Annotated in this window: 20 protein-coding genes; 3 read left to right on the top strand and 17 right to left on the bottom strand. The window is 61.0% G+C overall.

Annotated features, from left to right (window positions below; genetic code table 11):
- Positions 1-107 precede the first annotated feature (107 nt).
- The 10 genes from U1R88_RS04975 to U1R88_RS04930 form a co-directional block, all read right to left on the bottom strand.
- A complete protein-coding gene (locus U1R88_RS04975) occupies positions 108-1,889 on the bottom strand; it encodes a glycine-rich domain-containing protein (RefSeq protein WP_322430245.1) in 1,782 nt (593 codons plus the stop codon).
- A 66-nt stretch (positions 1,890-1,955) separates the two neighbouring features.
- Positions 1,956-2,309 carry a hypothetical protein gene (locus tag U1R88_RS04970; protein ID WP_322430244.1) on the bottom strand — a complete coding sequence of 118 codons (354 nt, stop codon included), beginning with the start codon at positions 2,307-2,309 and terminating at the stop codon, positions 1,956-1,958.
- Complete coding sequence (locus tag U1R88_RS04965) at positions 2,309-3,853, bottom strand: hypothetical protein (RefSeq protein WP_322430243.1); 1,545 nt, start codon at positions 3,851-3,853, stop codon at positions 2,309-2,311. The genes U1R88_RS04970 and U1R88_RS04965 overlap by 1 nt, the downstream gene beginning before the upstream one ends.
- Positions 3,854-4,579, bottom strand: a complete 726-nt coding sequence (locus tag U1R88_RS04960) for a hypothetical protein (RefSeq protein WP_322430242.1) — start codon at positions 4,577-4,579, stop codon at positions 3,854-3,856.
- Positions 4,579-5,700 carry a baseplate J/gp47 family protein gene (locus U1R88_RS04955; protein WP_322430241.1) on the bottom strand — a complete coding sequence of 374 codons (1,122 nt, stop codon included), beginning with the start codon at positions 5,698-5,700 and terminating at the stop codon, positions 4,579-4,581. Before U1R88_RS04955 ends, U1R88_RS04960 begins: the two co-directional genes overlap by 1 nt.
- Before the next feature lie 9 nt (positions 5,701-5,709).
- Positions 5,710-6,075 carry a hypothetical protein gene (locus U1R88_RS04950; protein WP_322430240.1) on the bottom strand — a complete coding sequence of 122 codons (366 nt, stop codon included), beginning with the start codon at positions 6,073-6,075 and terminating at the stop codon, positions 5,710-5,712.
- 8 nt (positions 6,076-6,083) lie between these two features.
- Positions 6,084-6,626 carry a phage baseplate assembly protein V gene (locus U1R88_RS04945; protein WP_322430239.1) on the bottom strand — a complete coding sequence of 181 codons (543 nt, stop codon included), beginning with the start codon at positions 6,624-6,626 and terminating at the stop codon, positions 6,084-6,086.
- Entirely contained in the window at positions 6,623-7,660 is a 1,038-nt protein-coding gene (locus tag U1R88_RS04940; protein WP_322430238.1) for a phage late control D family protein, read from the bottom strand. The genes U1R88_RS04945 and U1R88_RS04940 overlap by 4 nt, the downstream gene beginning before the upstream one ends.
- Complete coding sequence (locus tag U1R88_RS04935) at positions 7,657-7,878, bottom strand: hypothetical protein (RefSeq protein WP_322430237.1); 222 nt, start codon at positions 7,876-7,878, stop codon at positions 7,657-7,659. The genes U1R88_RS04940 and U1R88_RS04935 overlap by 4 nt, the downstream gene beginning before the upstream one ends.
- 3 nt (positions 7,879-7,881) lie before the next feature.
- Positions 7,882-8,643: a hypothetical protein gene (locus tag U1R88_RS04930; protein ID WP_322430236.1), complete on the bottom strand. Its 762-nt coding sequence runs from the start codon at positions 8,641-8,643 to the stop codon at positions 7,882-7,884.
- Between the two features lie 169 nt (positions 8,644-8,812).
- On the opposite strand from U1R88_RS04930, the gene U1R88_RS04925 reads away from it, so the two are divergent.
- Positions 8,813-9,661 (top strand): hypothetical protein, encoded by an 849-nt coding sequence (locus U1R88_RS04925; protein WP_322430235.1) that lies wholly within the window; start codon positions 8,813-8,815, stop codon positions 9,659-9,661.
- Positions 9,662-9,713: 52 nt separating this feature from the next.
- Here U1R88_RS04925 and U1R88_RS04920 read toward each other — a convergent pair whose 3' ends face one another.
- Complete coding sequence (locus tag U1R88_RS04920; RefSeq protein ID WP_322430234.1) at positions 9,714-11,714, bottom strand: hypothetical protein; 2,001 nt, start codon at positions 11,712-11,714, stop codon at positions 9,714-9,716.
- A gap of 122 nt (positions 11,715-11,836) precedes the next feature.
- Between U1R88_RS04920 and U1R88_RS04915 the strand changes: the two genes are divergently transcribed.
- Entirely contained in the window at positions 11,837-12,265 is a 429-nt protein-coding gene (locus U1R88_RS04915; protein WP_322430233.1) for a GIY-YIG nuclease family protein, read from the top strand.
- A 40-nt stretch (positions 12,266-12,305) separates the two neighbouring features.
- Entirely contained in the window at positions 12,306-12,800 is a 495-nt protein-coding gene (locus tag U1R88_RS04910; RefSeq protein ID WP_322430232.1) for a hypothetical protein, read from the top strand.
- Here U1R88_RS04910 and U1R88_RS04905 read toward each other — a convergent pair.
- The 6 genes from U1R88_RS04905 to U1R88_RS04880 all read right to left on the bottom strand — a co-directional run bounded on the left by U1R88_RS04905 (position 12,729) and on the right by U1R88_RS04880 (position 16,951).
- A complete protein-coding gene (locus U1R88_RS04905) occupies positions 12,729-13,322 on the bottom strand; it encodes a phospholipase D family nuclease (protein WP_322430231.1) in 594 nt (197 codons plus the stop codon). The two genes, U1R88_RS04910 and U1R88_RS04905, sit on opposite strands and share 72 nt — an antisense overlap.
- Positions 13,319-13,744: a phage virion morphogenesis protein gene (locus U1R88_RS04900; protein WP_322430230.1), complete on the bottom strand. Its 426-nt coding sequence runs from the start codon at positions 13,742-13,744 to the stop codon at positions 13,319-13,321. Before U1R88_RS04900 ends, U1R88_RS04905 begins: the two co-directional genes overlap by 4 nt.
- Positions 13,745-14,060: 316 nt before the next feature.
- Positions 14,061-14,210 carry a hypothetical protein gene (locus U1R88_RS04895; RefSeq protein WP_322430229.1) on the bottom strand — a complete coding sequence of 50 codons (150 nt, stop codon included), beginning with the start codon at positions 14,208-14,210 and terminating at the stop codon, positions 14,061-14,063.
- 20 nt (positions 14,211-14,230) lie between these two features.
- Entirely contained in the window at positions 14,231-14,620 is a 390-nt protein-coding gene (locus U1R88_RS04890; RefSeq protein WP_322430228.1) for a hypothetical protein, read from the bottom strand.
- Positions 14,620-15,066 carry a hypothetical protein gene (locus U1R88_RS04885; RefSeq protein ID WP_322430227.1) on the bottom strand — a complete coding sequence of 149 codons (447 nt, stop codon included), beginning with the start codon at positions 15,064-15,066 and terminating at the stop codon, positions 14,620-14,622. The genes U1R88_RS04890 and U1R88_RS04885 overlap by 1 nt, the downstream gene beginning before the upstream one ends.
- A gap of 13 nt (positions 15,067-15,079) precedes the next feature.
- On the bottom strand, positions 15,080-16,951 hold the full coding sequence (locus U1R88_RS04880; protein WP_322430226.1) for a hypothetical protein: 1,872 nt from the start codon (positions 16,949-16,951) through the stop codon (positions 15,080-15,082).
- Positions 16,952-16,985 lie beyond the last annotated feature (34 nt).

The raw sequence follows: 16,985 nt of genomic DNA, 5'->3' as shown, positions 1-16,985 counted from the left end.
ACTGCAAGGGAAATGGCCGGGATATCTCGGCGATCGAGCAATGCACAGAACTCCAAAAGAAAGGCCCCGCTTCGGCGGGGCCCAGTTGGTCGGACGTGAATGGGTGGTCAGGAAAACTCCATCACAATGACGACGCCAGGACCGCCAGTGCCGCCTGTAACGGCCGCGCCGGCTTGATTTTCACCGCCGCCGCCTCCGCCGCCGTACTTGCCGCCGTCGAAGCCGTTGCCAGTGCCAGCGTTGATTGTGTTGGTGGTCAACCCCAACGCACCGCCACCCCAGAACGAATTGCCACCATGACCGGAAGCGACTGAGTTTCCGCAGCCGCCAGCGCCTCCGTCAGCAGTCCAAAGACCCGTTCCGCCTGTTCCGCCAGCGCCACCCTGGCCAAAGTTATGAGTGGCACCGTTGCGAAGGCCGCCCTTGCCGCCATTTGCGACGGCATAGGCTCCGAACAAGACCTGGCCACCATCTGCGCCGTTTGCGCTTGCATTGCCGGATTTCGAGCCGCCCAGGCCAGGCAGACCGATCGTAATCGGCACCGTTGTGACTGATGTCATGTCGACAAATGCAAATGCTGTCTCGCCAGCGCCACCGCCAGCAGCGGCGACCGAATCGATACTGCTTGCTGCACCGCCGCCGCCACCAGGGGCCGTAGCCATGACAAAGGCGGTTCTCGCACCGGCCGTCTTGGTGAAAGTCTGCGTGCTGGTGAAGACGCGGATATTCAGGAGAGAGCCTGGTAGGCCAGTTTTCACGACCGCGAGCAGCTCGGAATATTTCAGCACCCGGTGATGGGCGTCAGCCTGGCTGTAGAACGGAAGCAGGTCGGCCGCCACGATATTGGGCTGATCGGTGAGGCTCGGCAGGTTGAGCGCGACGACGCCAGATCCGTTGACGTTGATGCCTTCGCCGGACGTGCCCGAGAACGAACCGACCGAGGTGGATGTCGTGGTGTTGATGAAACGATAGGAGGTGCCGTCAAAGGCGACGTGGGCGAGATAGTTGCCGGTCATTGCTCCGTTGCCGAGTGCGGTGCCATCGGCGTTCAACAGGGCAAATGTGCCAACACCCGCGATGGTGATCGTCATGCCAGCATTGTTCGGCGAAGCCATCTTGCGGACGAAGAACGCAGCCGGCGGTGCAGAGGGCTGCGGGTTCAATGTGACCGACATGGCGTTGGCGGTGCCGGTGTCGGTTGCATACTGCCAGGCTCCGGCCTGGACCCACTTCGGCAGGTCCGGGAGCTTTACCGAGATCAGCGGTGCTGTCGGCAGCAAGGCAACATTCGCCGACACGATGGACGAAGCGCCGTTGGCCACCGTGACGGCGTAGAGCCCAACCCAACCCGGATCCGGCGAGGGCGTGACCTGGCTGCCGGCCGTCGCGGCAATGCCGGGCTTGGCCTGAACAACGACCTTACAGGTCCTGCTGGTGGGCTGCGCGACACCGGAACCGTTGGGGCCGGTATAGGGAATCAGCGGATTCGACGAATTGAAGTAGGGCAGAACCGCGTCGCCGTCATCGACTTCCGAGAGCTGAGCCTGGATCAGGTAGTTGACGGCTTGGCCCGATGTGGAAGGCGGCACGAGCGTCAGGGCCTGGACATCGAGGCTGATGCCCTGTTTGACGACGGTATGCACGGCATCGACCGGGAGCGAGCCGTAGCCAGTCGCGTCGACAGGCTCGACGGTATAGATCGATCCGGGAGCGACCTGCACGGCCATTGACGCCGGAAGCGTTGGTGTAACCGTGAGGCCATCGGCAATGGTGTTGGTCCCGAGCACGCCTTGCGCCAGGTAGCCGAGCGCGATCATGGCGTTGCGTTCGTGGGTCAGCCAGATGGTATCGGTCGGCTGTTGGCCGGCATAGACGATCGTGCGGTCCAAGGGGAAGCTCCAAAGAAAAAGCCGCCCTTGTGAGGCGGCTGAACAGGACGGTGCGGAGAGTGGGGACTAGGCTGTGGGCTCCAGCAATTGGGCAGCTCGCTCCGCTCCGAAGGCACTCTCGAAGGCGGATTTTACCGACGCATACATCTCGTCGGTTGTGGCTAGGGTCTGACTGTCCTGCCACATCCGCCGAAGCCTGATGGGCTGCGAATTCAGCTGAGCGTCGATGATCTCGGCTTCTTCCTCAGTAGCCCTGCGCCAGATGTCAGCCTTGTAGATGACGGTCAGTTTGGGGACGATGGAGGCGAGGAAAGCCACGACCTCGGCATCATCGACCTCAAGCCACTCTTCGGCGTAGCCTGATTGCTCGTTTGCATAAACGCCGACAATGGCGCCGTTCTCACGCTGAACAAACGGCATCAGAGCCTCCCTCTGGGGTCTGCCCAACCGTAGGTGATGACATAAATCGTGGTCGAAGCAGTCGTGTCATTGCGGTACCGGATCTGACCGCTTGAGCCAGTCTTGACGCCCAGCCGGGCATAACCTCGACCGTCGCCTGATGCCGCGATGACTGTGAAGTACGGCGCCACCGTTGTTGAAGGGGCTGCGTCTGGAACGAGCGAAGATGATACCAGTATGTGCCCGAACGTATTGCTGACCCCGCTGAACTCAAAATCAGCCGACACACCTGCGACAGGCGGCACAGATAGAGTGACCAACTGAGCAACGTTTGAGGTGATGGCGCTGGAGGCATCCGCAATAGGAGTGCTCCATAGAAAATCGTCGCCGTCCTGAACAAAAGGAATCACCTGGGAACTGCCGTCCGTCTTGATCGCACCCAGCCGCCGCCGCGCTGTATAGCCGGGCGGCATTGTCGGAGCGGTCGCGCTCAATGACAGGAGAGCATCGATCGAGCCGTCGCTGTCCTTTCGGATCAGCCAGACCTCGTACCAGGTGCTCGCCGCGATTGAGCCGGTATCAAGGCCGCCATTGCCGGTGCCAGCCGCCCAGGTCGACAGCGATTTCGTGATCGCCGAAGCCAGCGTCATGTTGGACGCCGTGCCGGTATCCTCGTTGCGAGCGAAGCCGGTGGCGATTCCGACGGTCGTTGCCGAGACTCGGGAAAGCGTCAAGCCGACGAGCGTGCCCGGCGCCCAGGTCGAGGCAATGCCGGTTAGGAGGGAGCCGTCGACGGCCGGCAGCTTTGCAGCAGCTGTGAGTGCCACGATGTTGTTGGCGGCAGTGCCTACGGGTTGGCCATTGATTTTCGTGACGGTCAGCGCGCCGCTCGCCGCCATGGTCGCGTCGCCCGACACTGTCTTGGGCAGCGGAGCGGCGCCGGTCTGACCAACGAGCACCTGGCCGTTCGTCATTGCTGCGGTAACGGCAAGGGCACCAGTTCCATTGCCGTAGATTAGGCCATACTGCGTGTTGGAAGCAGGAACTCGGTTGTTGATCGCGGTTTGAACGAAGGCGGTTGTGGCGATGCTGGTGTCGTTGTCGCCGGCCGACTGGGTCGGTGCCGTTGGGTTGCCGGTGAAAGCGGGCGAAGCCAACGGGGCAACCGTGACATTGAACACCGAATTGAAGAAATCGAAGACGTATTTGGTGTTGGCGGCATTTCCATCTCCCGCGCCTACAGACTGATTGGGGACAACAGCGCCACCATTGAACGTTTGCGCCGCGGTCCAGGTCTGCGCCGCGTTGGTTTTAGCGACTATGCTCCAGGCGACACCGCTATCCTTCAGCGTCGTGCCGTCGGTGCTGTCCCAGAGAACAACATTGTTCACGGTCGTCGACAGCGGCCCGCCCACAAGGCCGATGGCCGCTTTCCATTGCTGCGCGGTCGGTTTGGCCAGGACGGTCGCGCTGAAAGCCGACACGCCGCCAGCGTCGAACTTGCCAGCAAAGGCATTGTTGAGGTCCTCACCCGTCAGGTACTGGCCGTCTACAAAAGCGGTCATTTATGGGCTTCCTAGAACGCTGCTGCCGAGAATGAAGTCGATGCCGAGCCGGCTGGCATTGCGCGGCGGCGGGGCGATGTTCACCCAGCACGTCACGCCTGCGGCGCGAGACGCTTCGACAGTGTCGTAGATGTCTTGATTGGTGACTTCGCCCGTAACCCTGGAGAGATCAGCGAGAAAGAACATGCCGGCGCCCCAGCCGGATTGGGGGCTGTTGAAGCCGGAGATATTCGGAATGCCCGCCCCCTGAGGCTGCACGGCAGTGATGAATATCGTGTAGGGCAGGGTATTGCTGCCCCAAGCCCCGGCCATATTGAAGGCGAACATGACGCCCCAGCCCCCGGTATCGTGGGGATTGAAGGCCTCGAAGACTGTCACCTTGTTGTCGGTGAGATCGGCAACAGCTTTTTGGACGCCGGGGCGGGTAACCCGCTCCCTCAGAACCTCGTCCTGAATCGTGCGCCTGAAGGATGTGTCGGTCTGGCTCTTCCGGCGCTTGATCCGGCGACCGAAGAAGTCGTAGGCGGCGAGGTCGAGGAAGCCGTCGGTTGCCGTCGAGATCCTGGTCTGCAGCTTTGCATATTGGATCAGGCGGTAGATCCAGCTTGCTGCCGACGCGAAGCCGGACAGTAGGGCATCCAGGATCGGCGATGTGTCCGGAAACCAGCGGACCGGCAGAGCCGCCTTGAGGCGAGCCAGCACATTGTTGGTATCGCCCGTAGCCATCAGGTCACCGTAAGGGTCGAGATCTTGACCACGTTCTGAGGCTCAGCCGTGATGTCCAGCGAGGTGCCGTTCACGATGATCGACAACCCGGACACGCCCGCGGAGGCGTTCTGGACGACCTGGGCGAGCCGCAGGAATTGAAGATCGGCACCGAGAGGCAAGGTGTTCACGAACTTGGTCACAGCATCGGCCACGGTCGCCACAACGACCTGGTGATCGTAACCAGTCGCGGTATCGAGCCGGATAGCGATGTCGGCAGGCAGCACGATGGGCGGGAACACGCCCCACATGATGCCGCCAGCGCGGGTGTTGCCGACAGCCAGTGCGGCCTCGTCCAAGGTGCTCTGGGGCGGAGCGCCGGAACCATCATCGACCGTCACCCAGAGAAACCCGGGCGTTGCAACACCATCGGGCGTCACGTTTTCGATGATCGTGCATTCTAGCCCGAGTTGCAGACTCGACACCGCGTATTTGATGGCGGGAATCGTACCCTTGGACAGGGAAGCGATATAGGCGACGAAGCGAGCCTTGAGGGAGGCATCGCTCTCGGCATTGGCGCCGCCGGCGAAGGGCAGGGCGTTCGAGACATAGTCGACGCCTGTGATCGCCGTGTACATGACGTTGACGGCGCCGGCGATGACATTGGCAGCCGTGGAACCTGTGACCGACTGGACAGAAACCGTGACGCTCGCCACTTCGGCCGGCAGAAGGTAGCCGTTCTGATCGGTCGACCAGGACGAGTGCGAGGGATCGGCAACGACCGCGAACGTCTGGGAGCCGTCGGCGGTCTGGACCTGGGCACCGACCGGGATCACTGCCGAGTTGGTCGGCGTGAACCGAGAATAGGTGACCTGTCCACTCGCAAGCGTGGCAGCTAGCCGGCTGATGCCCCAATCGTTGACCCAACTGTCAACATCGGCCCCCATCGAGGTCGACAGCCGCGTCAGGGACAGGACGTAGATCACCAGCCCCTGGAGCCATAGGGCAACCGACGCATTGGCCTCGATGACGGCGCGAAGCAGCGACCCGACGGCAAACGCCACCAGCTTCGACGACTTGGTCTGGATCGCCGCGGCCTGATCCTGCACCAGGCGGGCGAAGCTCTTTACGTTCAGTGCCACCGCGCGGCCTCAATTGTTGACGTCGAAGGACAGGGTGGTCTGCTGACCGGTGATCGCGCTGGCGTATTCGATCGTGACCGAGACGCCGTTCGTGAGAGGTGAGACGGTGATCTTGGGCGCGGGCTGCCGGGCGACGGCTTCCTCCAGCGCGATCTGTGTCTTGATGACGCCACGGATCGCATTGGCGTCGAGCAGATCACCGATGCGCTGCGGAAGTCCGGCGCCGTAATCGAGATGCCAGATGTATCCTTTGACCGCTGTCATCAGCCGCCGGATGATCCGCTGCGTGGTTAGATCGTCGCCATCGACAAGCGCGAGATCGCCCGCGGGGCTGACCGACAGGTCTTCCCCCCAGAAATGATAGAGATCGGGCATTCAGGACCTCAGGAGACTGGCGGCCCCGTGTTGGCGGGCCCGGGCTGGACAGCGGTATGCTCGTGGTCGTGGCCGATGTTCACGCCCTCATGAGTCAGCGTTCCGCCTTCGATCGCGACATTGCCGGAAAGCTTGATGTTCTGGCCCGTGAAGTTGAGGCCGGCACCTCCGGTGATCCCGATGTTTCCGTCCTTGTCGATCTTGATCGTGACCCCTTTGGACTGGATCACGACCTCGCCGGACTCGGCGACCGGTGGACGCTCCTTGTCGGAATGGACACGGCCGAGGTTGACCGGGCTTTCGAGGTCGCCGTCGATGAAGCCGACCATGATCTGATCGCCTGGCGTCGGGCCCGCTACAATTCCGAAACCATTCCCGACATGCGCCACCGAATGCGGAAACCATCCGGTTTCAAAGCCGTCGGGTTGGATCGTGGCCTTGATCGCATGACGCTTGGGGTCGTAGCTGGTGATCGTGGCCGCTTTGATGCCGGAACGCCGTGCGAGGTGCCGATCGATCTCCCGATGGAGATAGTCCTGGAACTCGCTCATCCCTTCGACTTCCCTCGTTTCTTCGACTTCGCCTTGCAGTTGACCGACATGGTGTAGGGCTCACCCTGCTTCAGGCGGTGCTTCAGGGACTTGATTTCGTACTGGTGGTCGTAGGCGGTGCCGGTCCCGCTGATTTCCAGCATGAACCGCGGGGTCACCGTTGGATCGCCCGGCATCGTCACGGTTGGCCCGACCTCGTGCTTGGTGGTCTTGTCGCACTGGTCCTTGGCGCGGCGGTCCGCTTGGTCGCGTGACAGGCCGGGATAATGGTGCTGCCATACCAACTCGTCACCGTCACCAGGCTCGGTGTACTCGCCGTCTTCGGACTCGGCCTTGCGATGGTTCCAGCTCTTCACCTTGTGCTTGATCGGTCGGCCCAGGGTGACGCTCCGCTTGACCGACAGCTTCACCGCATTGCTGTCGGCAGGGCCGTCCGGTGTCGGCGGCCGATATGTCACCTTCAGCACCGGCAGTTGCTCATCCGGCTTCTTGAAATAGACCTTCCCGCCGGAGATGTAGGCCACTCGTCCGTGCTTATCGGCGAGATCCTGGATCGACGACCAATCCGAGATCCGGTGTTGAATCGCGGCATAGTCGATCTGGTAGATCTTGCCTGCCCGGTCGGCGACGTCATCGACATCCGCCTCGAGCCCCGACTCCTTCGCGAGTTGCTGCACGATCTCGTGCGGCTTCTTGTTGTGGAATTTTGCCGACGACTTCTTGTCGAGCAGCTTCGCCGCCTTGTCTCGACCATTGAGGTTCAGAACGCCGGAATCGAAGTCATGCTCGACGTCGTCGACGACACCGTCGAAGAGCTTTACCGCGCCCTGGCCGATGTCGACGTAGACCTGGACCTTGATGTCCGTGGCACTCGACCACCAGTCAGCATCGAGGCCTTCGGGAAGGTGCCAGAGCGGCGCCCTGGCGCTGAATGTGTCAGACTTGCCGTCTCGGCTCTGGTCGACATTGATCTCCTCGCATCGCATGGGCTGGCCATTGACGACCAGATTGGCGCGCGGGGTGCGATAGGTCATGTCCAGAGAATTCCGCCATTGCCGGGGCGAATGCCCGACGGGATCTTGAGAGTGACGACGCCGGTCAGGAATGGATCGCGTAGCCCATTGAGCGCAGCGATGTCGTTCCACCGGGTGGCTTCGCCGAGCTGTTCAGCAGCGACCTGGAACAGGTTGCCGCCGGCAACCGTGACGACACGGCTGGTGATCGGCGACTGGATGTTGTTGGCCTCAGGCATCGGTCAGGCTCCGGTTCCGGCGACATTGATCGCTATCCGCTCGACGTAGGGGACGACGTCGAGAACAGCGCTCTCGGTCTGGATCGCCGATACCTGCCCGACCAGCCAAGAAGCCATGACATCGGGGTCAGTGCCGGACTCCATGCCAGCTGTGGTTGAGATCGCTGCCTCCGATGCATCCGCGACCCCGGTCATCGTTCCTGCGGCGCCCGCCACCGTGGAGTGGAAGGCGAGCAGGTCGGCGTTGCTGGATTGTGTCAGCCCGGTTGATGCCGTCATTGCTGCCTGGACAGTTCCGAGCGCGACAGAAACCGCTGCAGGGGCTATCAGGGCTGCGCTGGCGGCCGAGCGAAGATCTGCCGTCACAAGGCCGTCCAGGGCTCCGGCAAGGCCGCCCAGGGCATCGTCGACATCATCGGTGATGACCTCGCAGGTGATGTCGTAGGTAACCTCGTAGAAGCGCTCGACGTCCGCCTTGAACTTGGTGATCACCACCGTCTTGAAGAAATCGAACCAGGATAGCTCGATCTGCGCGCCGGCGATGCGCAACTGGTTCAAGGCTTGAGCACGCGACAGAGCATCGGGGCCGCGGAAGCGCCCCTTCCACTCCATCGCATCCGGAACGCCACCCATTGCATCGAAGACACGCCGGCCGCCGATCAGCTTATGAACGGGAAGTTCGTGCTTGCCGCCGAAGTTGATCTTCTCCGGGATCTCCCAGCCCTGAAGTACGAAGGGACCGATGATGATCTGGGTATCAGCCATTGGTCTTCCTTGTTTAGCTTTGGCCGCGACCTGAAAACTGGTCTGATCTGATCAGTCCGCAGAGTCAGTATGTGGGCAGACAGCAACTGTCGCTTGAAAACCCTTTAAACTAAGGTATCAGATAATTTACAAGTTACTCTGCTGAGGATTGGACTTCCGAGAAAAGATCATGGGCGAAGCTTCTAGACGACGTTCTGCGGTAAAACTAAATATTGCCGGTAAATTCTGTGCCTATTGCGCGATGACACCCGCCGAAACTGAGGAGCATATGCCCCCTAAGATCATGTTTCGGAAGAAAGACCGTCCGCCTGGGCTAGAGATCCCTGCATGCGTGAGATGCAATAACGGTACTGGACACGCTGATCTCGTAGCCGCGCTAGCAACCAGATTTTTTGCTTCAGATGAAGAATATCGCGAAGTCGACGAAGACTTGGAGCGGATATTTCGCGGCATCCGAAACAATCGTCCCGATGTTTTAGTCGGCATGCTTCAGCGACGGGCCGCAGAAAAGTTCTTTCTAAAGAGCCAGGCTTCCCCTATGGCTCGGGAAGCAGGATTCAAATTTGTAAAGATTAATCCTGTATTCGATTGGTATCTAAAGTTATTCAGCAAAAAACTTGTACTGGCGTTAGCTTATAACGAGCGCCAGGAACCGCTTCCTACGTCAGCCGGTGTGATAGCCGCTTGGCGAACAAATCATCAATTGATGTCCGATGATTATCCATCAGAAATAACCTCTCTTCTCCCGACCACTGATACATTAAAGCAAGGAAAGAAAGAGGCTTTTGGTCAATTCAGGTTCGCAAGCAAGTCCGACCCTGCAAAGACGACTGGCATTTGCAGGGCGAACTTCAATCTTTCTTTCTCAGTTTATGGCTTGTGGACGGTGGATCGGGGAATGTTGGAGCCACAAAGCGAGGACGGTCCAAGTGTCTTCACCCCTGACGACTTTGCACAATTGGCCGACGAAGCCAGCCAGCGAAAATTGGATCCAGGGGTGAAGGGGTGGAGTTATTGAGGGGGGCGGCTGTGGATCAGATTGCGACCCACCGTGCATTTGGCTTGGCGGCTTAATGCCCACCATCCACCGCGGGCATCGTCGAGCCTGTGTTCTGAGCCGGCGTACTCGTTGCGAAGCCTGCCATCGCCTTCGTCACCACCGACATGATGTAGGCGTCGATACTCTGATTACCGATCTGCACCTTCACCTGGGTCTGCTGGTTGACGTTGACTGGTGGCGGAGGAGGAGGTGCAACGGCACCGCCCATGTTCTGCATCCCACTGCGCATGGCATCGCGATTGAACCAGAACTTCGGATCACTGAAGGCTCTGCGATACCAGGGGGTATCCCCGGCGATCTTATCCGGCAGGTCATTGATCAGGCGCTCGACGCGGCCGCCAAGTCCTTTGCTATGCTCGGCCTCTGGATCGTAGGACTTCCCGTAGTAGTCGGTCCTGGCGTGAGGCAGCCAGTTCATCAACTGGCCCATCTTGCCGTCGGCATACTCAACGCCGAAATAGGCCAGCAGAGCACCCAGGGCGCTTCCCCAAGGCTTCCCGGCAGAAGGTGCGCCGGCGACACCACCGACACCGGGGACACCCTTGGCACCTAGCGCCACAGCGGCTTGCTGCAACATGACTGCCGAGGTGTTCAGGGCCGCTGCCGACGCGTTCAACCCGCCAGAACCAAACAGCGTCCGCCAGATCGCGGCGCTCATTGCCGCGGTACCGCCGATAGCCAAAGCACCGCCGGCGCCAGCGGCACCAACGCCCAGGGCCTTCACGGCGTCGGGATGCGCAGCGGCGACAGCTGTCAAGGATTTCATGACACCTGCCATCGCATTCATGGCGCTGATCGCGGGCTGGACCAAAGGCGAGCCGAGAGAGGTCAGCAGGTTGTCCCAGGCTGACTTGAAGTTTGCAGCTGCAATCTTCGGGTCCTTGCCGAGCAAGTCGTCGACTGCGTCCAGCCCCTTCGCCTGGCCCGTGATGGCGGCATCCTTCCGGATCCGCTGCCCCTCGAGCAGCAGTGCTGCAATCGCTGCAGCAGAGTTCCGGTTCCCGAACATGCCGCCGAGCAGATTGATCGCTTCGGTGTCGCCCGGCTTGATCTCGTGACCGAGGGATTTCTCAATCGCGGGCTTCAGTACGGTTTGCGCCCATTCGAACGGGTTGCGAGTGAAGAGTTCCGTTCCCTGCACGGCGCCGGGCTGGAAACCTTTCGTATTCCCCTGTTTGTCGAAGATCAGTTTCGATGGATCTTCGATCAGCCCCAGCTTTTCCCACAGTTCCAGAGCGCGTTGCGTTACGCGGCCCTGGTTGACGGTTCCATACAGCGACATCAGCTGAGTGCCAGCGGTCGATGGACCCGCCTCTTGGATCATGGAGGGCAGGATCTTGGTATAGAACTCCTCGCTCCATCCCTTCGAGGCAAGCTTGCCGTACTGGGTCGCCTGCATGAAGGCATGCGGGTCGACTTTGCCCCCGGAAGCCGTGATGGCTCTGGTCATGCCGTCGAAATAACGAATGAACTCGTCCGGGCTCGTGAGGCCCTTGAGTTCGCCGGCGCGGGCCATGTTGTAGACTGCCTCGACGGCCTTATTGCCCGATCCCTCGGTCATGCCATTGAGCACGACGCGCATTTTCTCCAGCGGATCGATGAAGTCGATGGCATGTTCCGTGGAACCAAAGACAGTCCGAGCTTCCTTGATATCGGACAGCACCGAGGAAACGCTGAGCCCATACTTGGCCGATTTCTCCCACGCGACGGCCGTCGCCTCGGCGACTTGAGCCTGATTCTGCGTTGCCCCCATCAACTGCTGCTGGACGTGGACGAGGTCGTTTCCTCGATCGATCAGCTTGCCGAGACCATCGAGCAAGCCGACGCCAGCACCTGTCGCAACAGCCCCGCCGACGGCGAGTTTCAGGTTTGTGCCCAGCTTCTCCCATTTCGACATCAGGGAGGTGGTCTTGTTGTCGATGTCGATCAACTGGCTGGCGATTCCTGCCAGAGCAGCGGACATGTTACCGGTCAACGCGAGCTGCACGCCGATCTTGTAAACGTCAGACATCAGCGTAGAATCCAGCCATGCGATTTTTCATTTCGAGACGCCTTCCCTTTGGTCTTCGCGCCGGGTTGAGCTTCCCTATGGGCGCCAGCGGTCCTCGCCAGAGCCGTCGAGGCGGCGCTACGATGGGGGCGGCTGGCATCGAATTCGTCTATGTCATCCAGGGCGACCACGGCCTGGTGAAGATCGGTGTCACCACCAACATGGATGCACGTCTCGCGCAGTTGCGGACGGCATCAGCCTTTCCGCTGCGCCCGACCTATGCGCTGGCCGTGCAGATCGATGCTCGCCAGATCGAGGGCGAAGTACACCGCCGACTCGACAACTATCGCTGCTCCGGCGAATGGTTCGATTGCTCGCCTGAAGTGGCCGAACGCACCGTCAACGAGGTCGCTGCGGATTTCGGACTCCCGATCGCCACGACCGACAGCGAGACATTCCGCCGGGGGCTCAATGCGATCCCGAGGGATTCGATAGGGCTGGCGACTTGGCTTTTCATCCTCTTTCCGGCTGCTGTTGCCGGAGTGTCGGTGATTTGGCTCGCCTCGACGTGATCATTCAAGTGTCAACTCAAAGCAAATCAGGGAGGCCGGATTGAAACGGACGTTGTTGGTTGCCTTATGTGCTCTATGGTCGACCGCCAGTTTCGCCGCCAATCCGATTTCAGCAGATGTCGATACGGCATTGACCAAAGCAGCGAAGAGCCTCGGGTATCGCACCAAGTTTCGAGCAGATAACTGCCAAAAAGACGAGAATTTCGTCTGCGATGTCTATGTCGACACCCCCACGAAGAAGAACGTCTTCAAATTCATGGCCGTCTTTCCTGCTCCCAACGAGGAGCTGAGCCACTTCACCGTCGTTCTCGGCAATGATACCGCGTCGACGGCCTACGGGACGACCAGCCTCTCGACAATCGAGACTTTGCTGTCCGGGCAAAAGGTGAAGGTCTCGCAGACGTCGAAACCGATATCCGACGCGATTGCTAAGGCTACCGCCTCCGGAATAGCCGAAGAGCTATCAGTTGCTGGCGTTCGTCACAGCGTGACCGTTCGAGGCGGTGCCGCTCTGATCCAGGTCGGCGGCAGGTAGGCCCTCATACGACTTCGACGCCTTGAGGCGTGCTTCCCAGTTCGCCGCGAACCGCAGCGCGACCGGCCGACTGGAGATCACCAGCAGGTTTTCGGCGTTCCTGGTCTTGGCCGACTTCGTGAAATTGTAGCTCCCGGTGAGGACACGCTCGCGATCGATGATCATCACCTTGTTGTGGGCGATGCCAGGGGTCGTATCGATCCAGACCGGGATGCCAGCATTCGAAAGATAGGTCGCCGCGCTGTACCTCCCGCGATCGTTGCTCTTGTCGAGAATGACCAGGACCTCGACGCCGCGGCCAGCCGCTTCCATCACGGCCGTGATGATCGGGATCGAGGTGAAGCCATAGGCCTGGATCAGAACCTGGCGCTTCGCGCGTGCGATCTCGCGGACAATGATTGCCTCGCAATTCTCGCCCGGCGTGAAGCAAACCGACACGGCCGGCGGCGGGGCGCTGCGCGACGGCTCAGCCAGGACGGGCGTGACCAAAAGCAGAGAAAGAAGGGCGAGGGCGATCTTCAACGGAGGAACCGAGTCATTGTCAGATGACCATACACCGCATCGCCGATAGCCGCGACAACCTCCTTCGCCTTGTGCCGGGCCGCGCCGGCCAGGAAGGATCGGGGAGGGATGCCGCGAGACGTGCCAAGCTCCTGCCACACGGCCTTGTCGTCGTTCGAACCGATCCTGGCCTCCTTATCGCCGACACTGTGCTGGATGGATTCCCGCATCGCACCGGTTTCGAGGAGAGGGGTGTTCGCCGACTTTTTGGCGAGCGTTGAAGGGGCCAACGGGGGCCATCCATACCGATAGGTGCCGATGACGCTCTTGGCCTCGGTCTCGACAATCACAGCTGCCTTCTCCAGACCCTCGTGCTCGGCTATGGTCATATTGGCAAGGGCGGTCAGATGTGCCGCGAAACCGGCAAGTGTGAATTCGGCCATTGGGGGTACTCAGATCGATGCGATGGCTTGGGCTGCGCCACTTCCTATGGTCGCTGTTGTTTTTCGCTTTGGTTGTCGGTGTCGTTTGGACAGCGATGGGCGTACATTTGGACCTTGGCGATAGCTCTTTTCCCACTGTGCCGGTGTTGTTCGCTGCTATGGTTGTGCTTGGGGCACTCAAACTGACGATCAGGCGGTGAAAACTGCCGCCTGATGTGATATGTCGCGATCGCAGCCGGTAGCGTCTTGGACGTTCGCGCAGGGGCACCGGGGAACCGGTGAGCATTGGGCATATCGGAGGCGTATACAGAGCCCATTATCGCCGCGGCTCCCATTTCATTTCGTTCCAATTCCACTTGTTGCCGTCGAGCTCGCCGAAGACGACGTAATGGGCGAGGGCTTCGGTGGAACTGAGGCTCAGGGCAACATCATAGGGGACGCCGTTCTTGACGAGGTAGAGCCTCATCCGGAAATCGCCGTCCCCCGCTATTCCCCCGCTTCGCCGGCGCCTTCTTCCTCGACCCGGAAATGCTCGCGGATCGCGTCTGCGACAGCTTCGGCACCGTCGTCATCGATGCGATCGATCAGGGCGTCAAACTGGAGTTCGGAAGCCGGAAGGCGAATTTCTTCGCCGTCGATGCTGCAGCAAGACGCGGCAACGAAGACCATGCCGAGATATTGACGCTTTTCCGCGGACTCGGCCGAGAGGGCCTTGAAGATCCTGCGGCGCAGAGGTGTCGTAATCCTGCGGACGCCGAGGTTTCGGCCGCGCGCATCGGTGACATACACGATGCGGTTGGCTTCCTCGACGATCTGCTGCGACGGCGACTTGGCCGTGGCGGCTTCGCGGACCGGATTGAGTTTCACCGTCGTCATCAGAGCACCTTGATACGCTTGCTGGCCTTCCAGCTCAGCTGCTGCGTGACATAGGCGTCGGGCTGCGACTTGCCTGCGTCGGAGAATTTCAGAGCGACGCCGTCATACCGGAACTGCGTGACGCTGCCGTCAGTGTCCTCGATCGTCTCGGTGATCCGGACGTTGTTCAGTGTGCCGGTGGCGTAATAGTCCGCCTCCAGCGCCGCGAAGAAGTCGTCGAGCGAATGTCCGCCGCGGTCGATGCCGATTGAGCCCGTCCAGCCGTCCGGGATTTCGGCGTAGCGGTGGATTCCATCCAGGCCCTTCGAATTGAGGGAGGTGGTCTCCTGCTTCTTATCGAAGGAGGTGACCCTGTCGATGTTGAGCACCTGGCCACTCGGCAAGGTGACGTCGATCGAGACGTCCTTGCCGATCGTCAGGACGCCAAAGCCGGTATTGGCTGGCATGTGTCAGCGCTCCTTAGACTGCGAAATTGACGGATTTGCGCTCGATCTGGACGGACTGGCCGGCTTCCAGATTCACGAGGAAGTACTCGATCACCGACAGGTACTGGACCTGCACATCGGCCTGCATGTAGCCGAGGGCCACGCGTGAGGCCGGGTTGTTGCTGTCGTCGAGGACCGAAGCCCAGGCATCGTCGCGACCATTCGGCGTCCCGATCAGGCCCTGCTGCTGCAGGTTGCCGAAGAAGGAATCGATTGTGGTCTTGGCCTGGCGCCGGGTCGTCGCGCTCTGCAACTTGCCGACGTAGATCCCCATGGCCGTGTCCAGCGTCGTGGCGATGTAGTTCGTCATCCTGGTGTAGTTGTCGCCATGGATGACGTCGTTCGACGAGGCGTTACGGCCATTCCGGCAGCCGAAGTAGTTGCCGCCCGGAACCGGGTTGCAGATCACGTCGATGCCGGCGCCGGCCAGGATCTGGAGATCGGCCGTTGTGTAGGGCTGCCCGGAAGCGCTTTGTTCGGTACCGACAACCGCCTGGAGTTGCTTGTTCAGCGTTGACTGGTTGGGAGACAGGGCCGAGAGCAAGCCAGCGGAGAAGGCCGCCGGGCTGACCAGGCGCTGCGGCAGACCGTTCGCGGTATCGTTCCAATACACCCAGTCGCCCAGCATGATCTTCATAGCGTAGCTGTCGATGCCGGCCGTGGCCTTGGCGGTTGCTGCCGTCTGCGGATACTGACCGGCAGGGCCGGAGGTGATCATGTAGACGCCTTCACCGAGCCCGAAAGCGACCTGCGCCGCCCAGGAAGTGGTGTCGGTGACGTCGCAGAGGGCGCCCACGGCAACCCTCTGGCCGCGAAGTGCATACATCCCGGTGCGTGGCACGGTGTCCACGCCAAGCAGGGCGGTGGCATTGAGGCCGGCAACGCCATCCGTGCCGCCCTGCAAATAGTAGGTTGCGGTCTGCGGAGAGGCGGAACTGGTGCCGATGGTCGCCGTGATGATGTCCGACGGGCCGCGCGAGCCGCTCAGGCCGTTGTTGATGGCCGCGACGACATTGGCCCAGAAGGTTGCCCCGCTGCCACCGATGTTGTCGAATTTCTCGGACGCCAGACCAGGGGCGGCAATCAGGACCTGAGAGGTGCCGGCCGCCGAGCCAGGCTGAATCGTGACCATGATGCCGTTACCGAAGCTGCCGGTATATTTCGAGGTCAGCGTTAGGGCGGGGGCCGCAGCAGCTCCGCCAGACATGTTCGTGACGGTCGCGCCGGTGACAGTGGTGGCAACAGTGAGCGAGTTGCCGGCCGTGCCGCCTGTGGCGGCCGTCAGGTTCAGATCCGTGCCGGACAGGGCATAGGTGAACTTGACGAGCTGCGTGTCGCTGGAGCCCTGGAGAAGGGTGAGCAGCGAAGCCAGGGTAGCAGCGAGGTTGGCGCCGATGTTGACCTGCAGTCCGGTCGCGCCAGAGGCTACGAAGGTCACGGCGGTACCGTTCAGCGTGATCGTCTGCGATGCCGTCGGCTGGCCGCTGAAGGAGATCTTGCCGGCGGCTTTGGGCGCGCTGGCCTGGGCCAGGACGGTGGCGGCAATATCGGTGCCGTCTGTGACGCGCACGCATTGAATGGCCGTGGCGCCCTGCTGGAAGGCGATAGTAGCCCAGGTGCCCATGTCATACTGCCGGGCCTGATAAGGGCCGAACTTCGCCTTGAACTGGGCCGGCGAGCCGACGATCTGAGGCTGGTTGACCGGGCCCCAGGTGGCGGAGCCGACCAGGCCGAGGACATTGGACGGAACACCGTTGATCAGGAACTGGGGCGGGACAATCTGAATGTAGACGTCACTGACACTCAGCGCGGTCGTATTCAGAAAGCCTTGCTGAACGATGGGCATGGGCTCTTCCCAAAAGAAAAAGCCGCCCTGCGGC

The sequence above is a fragment of the Labrys sedimenti genome (assembly GCF_034424805.1).
GTDB classification, from domain to species: domain Bacteria; phylum Pseudomonadota; class Alphaproteobacteria; order Rhizobiales; family Labraceae; genus Labrys; species Labrys sedimenti.
The sequence above is the reverse complement of the archived record's forward strand: the minus strand, read 5'-3'. Positions and strand labels throughout refer to the sequence as shown.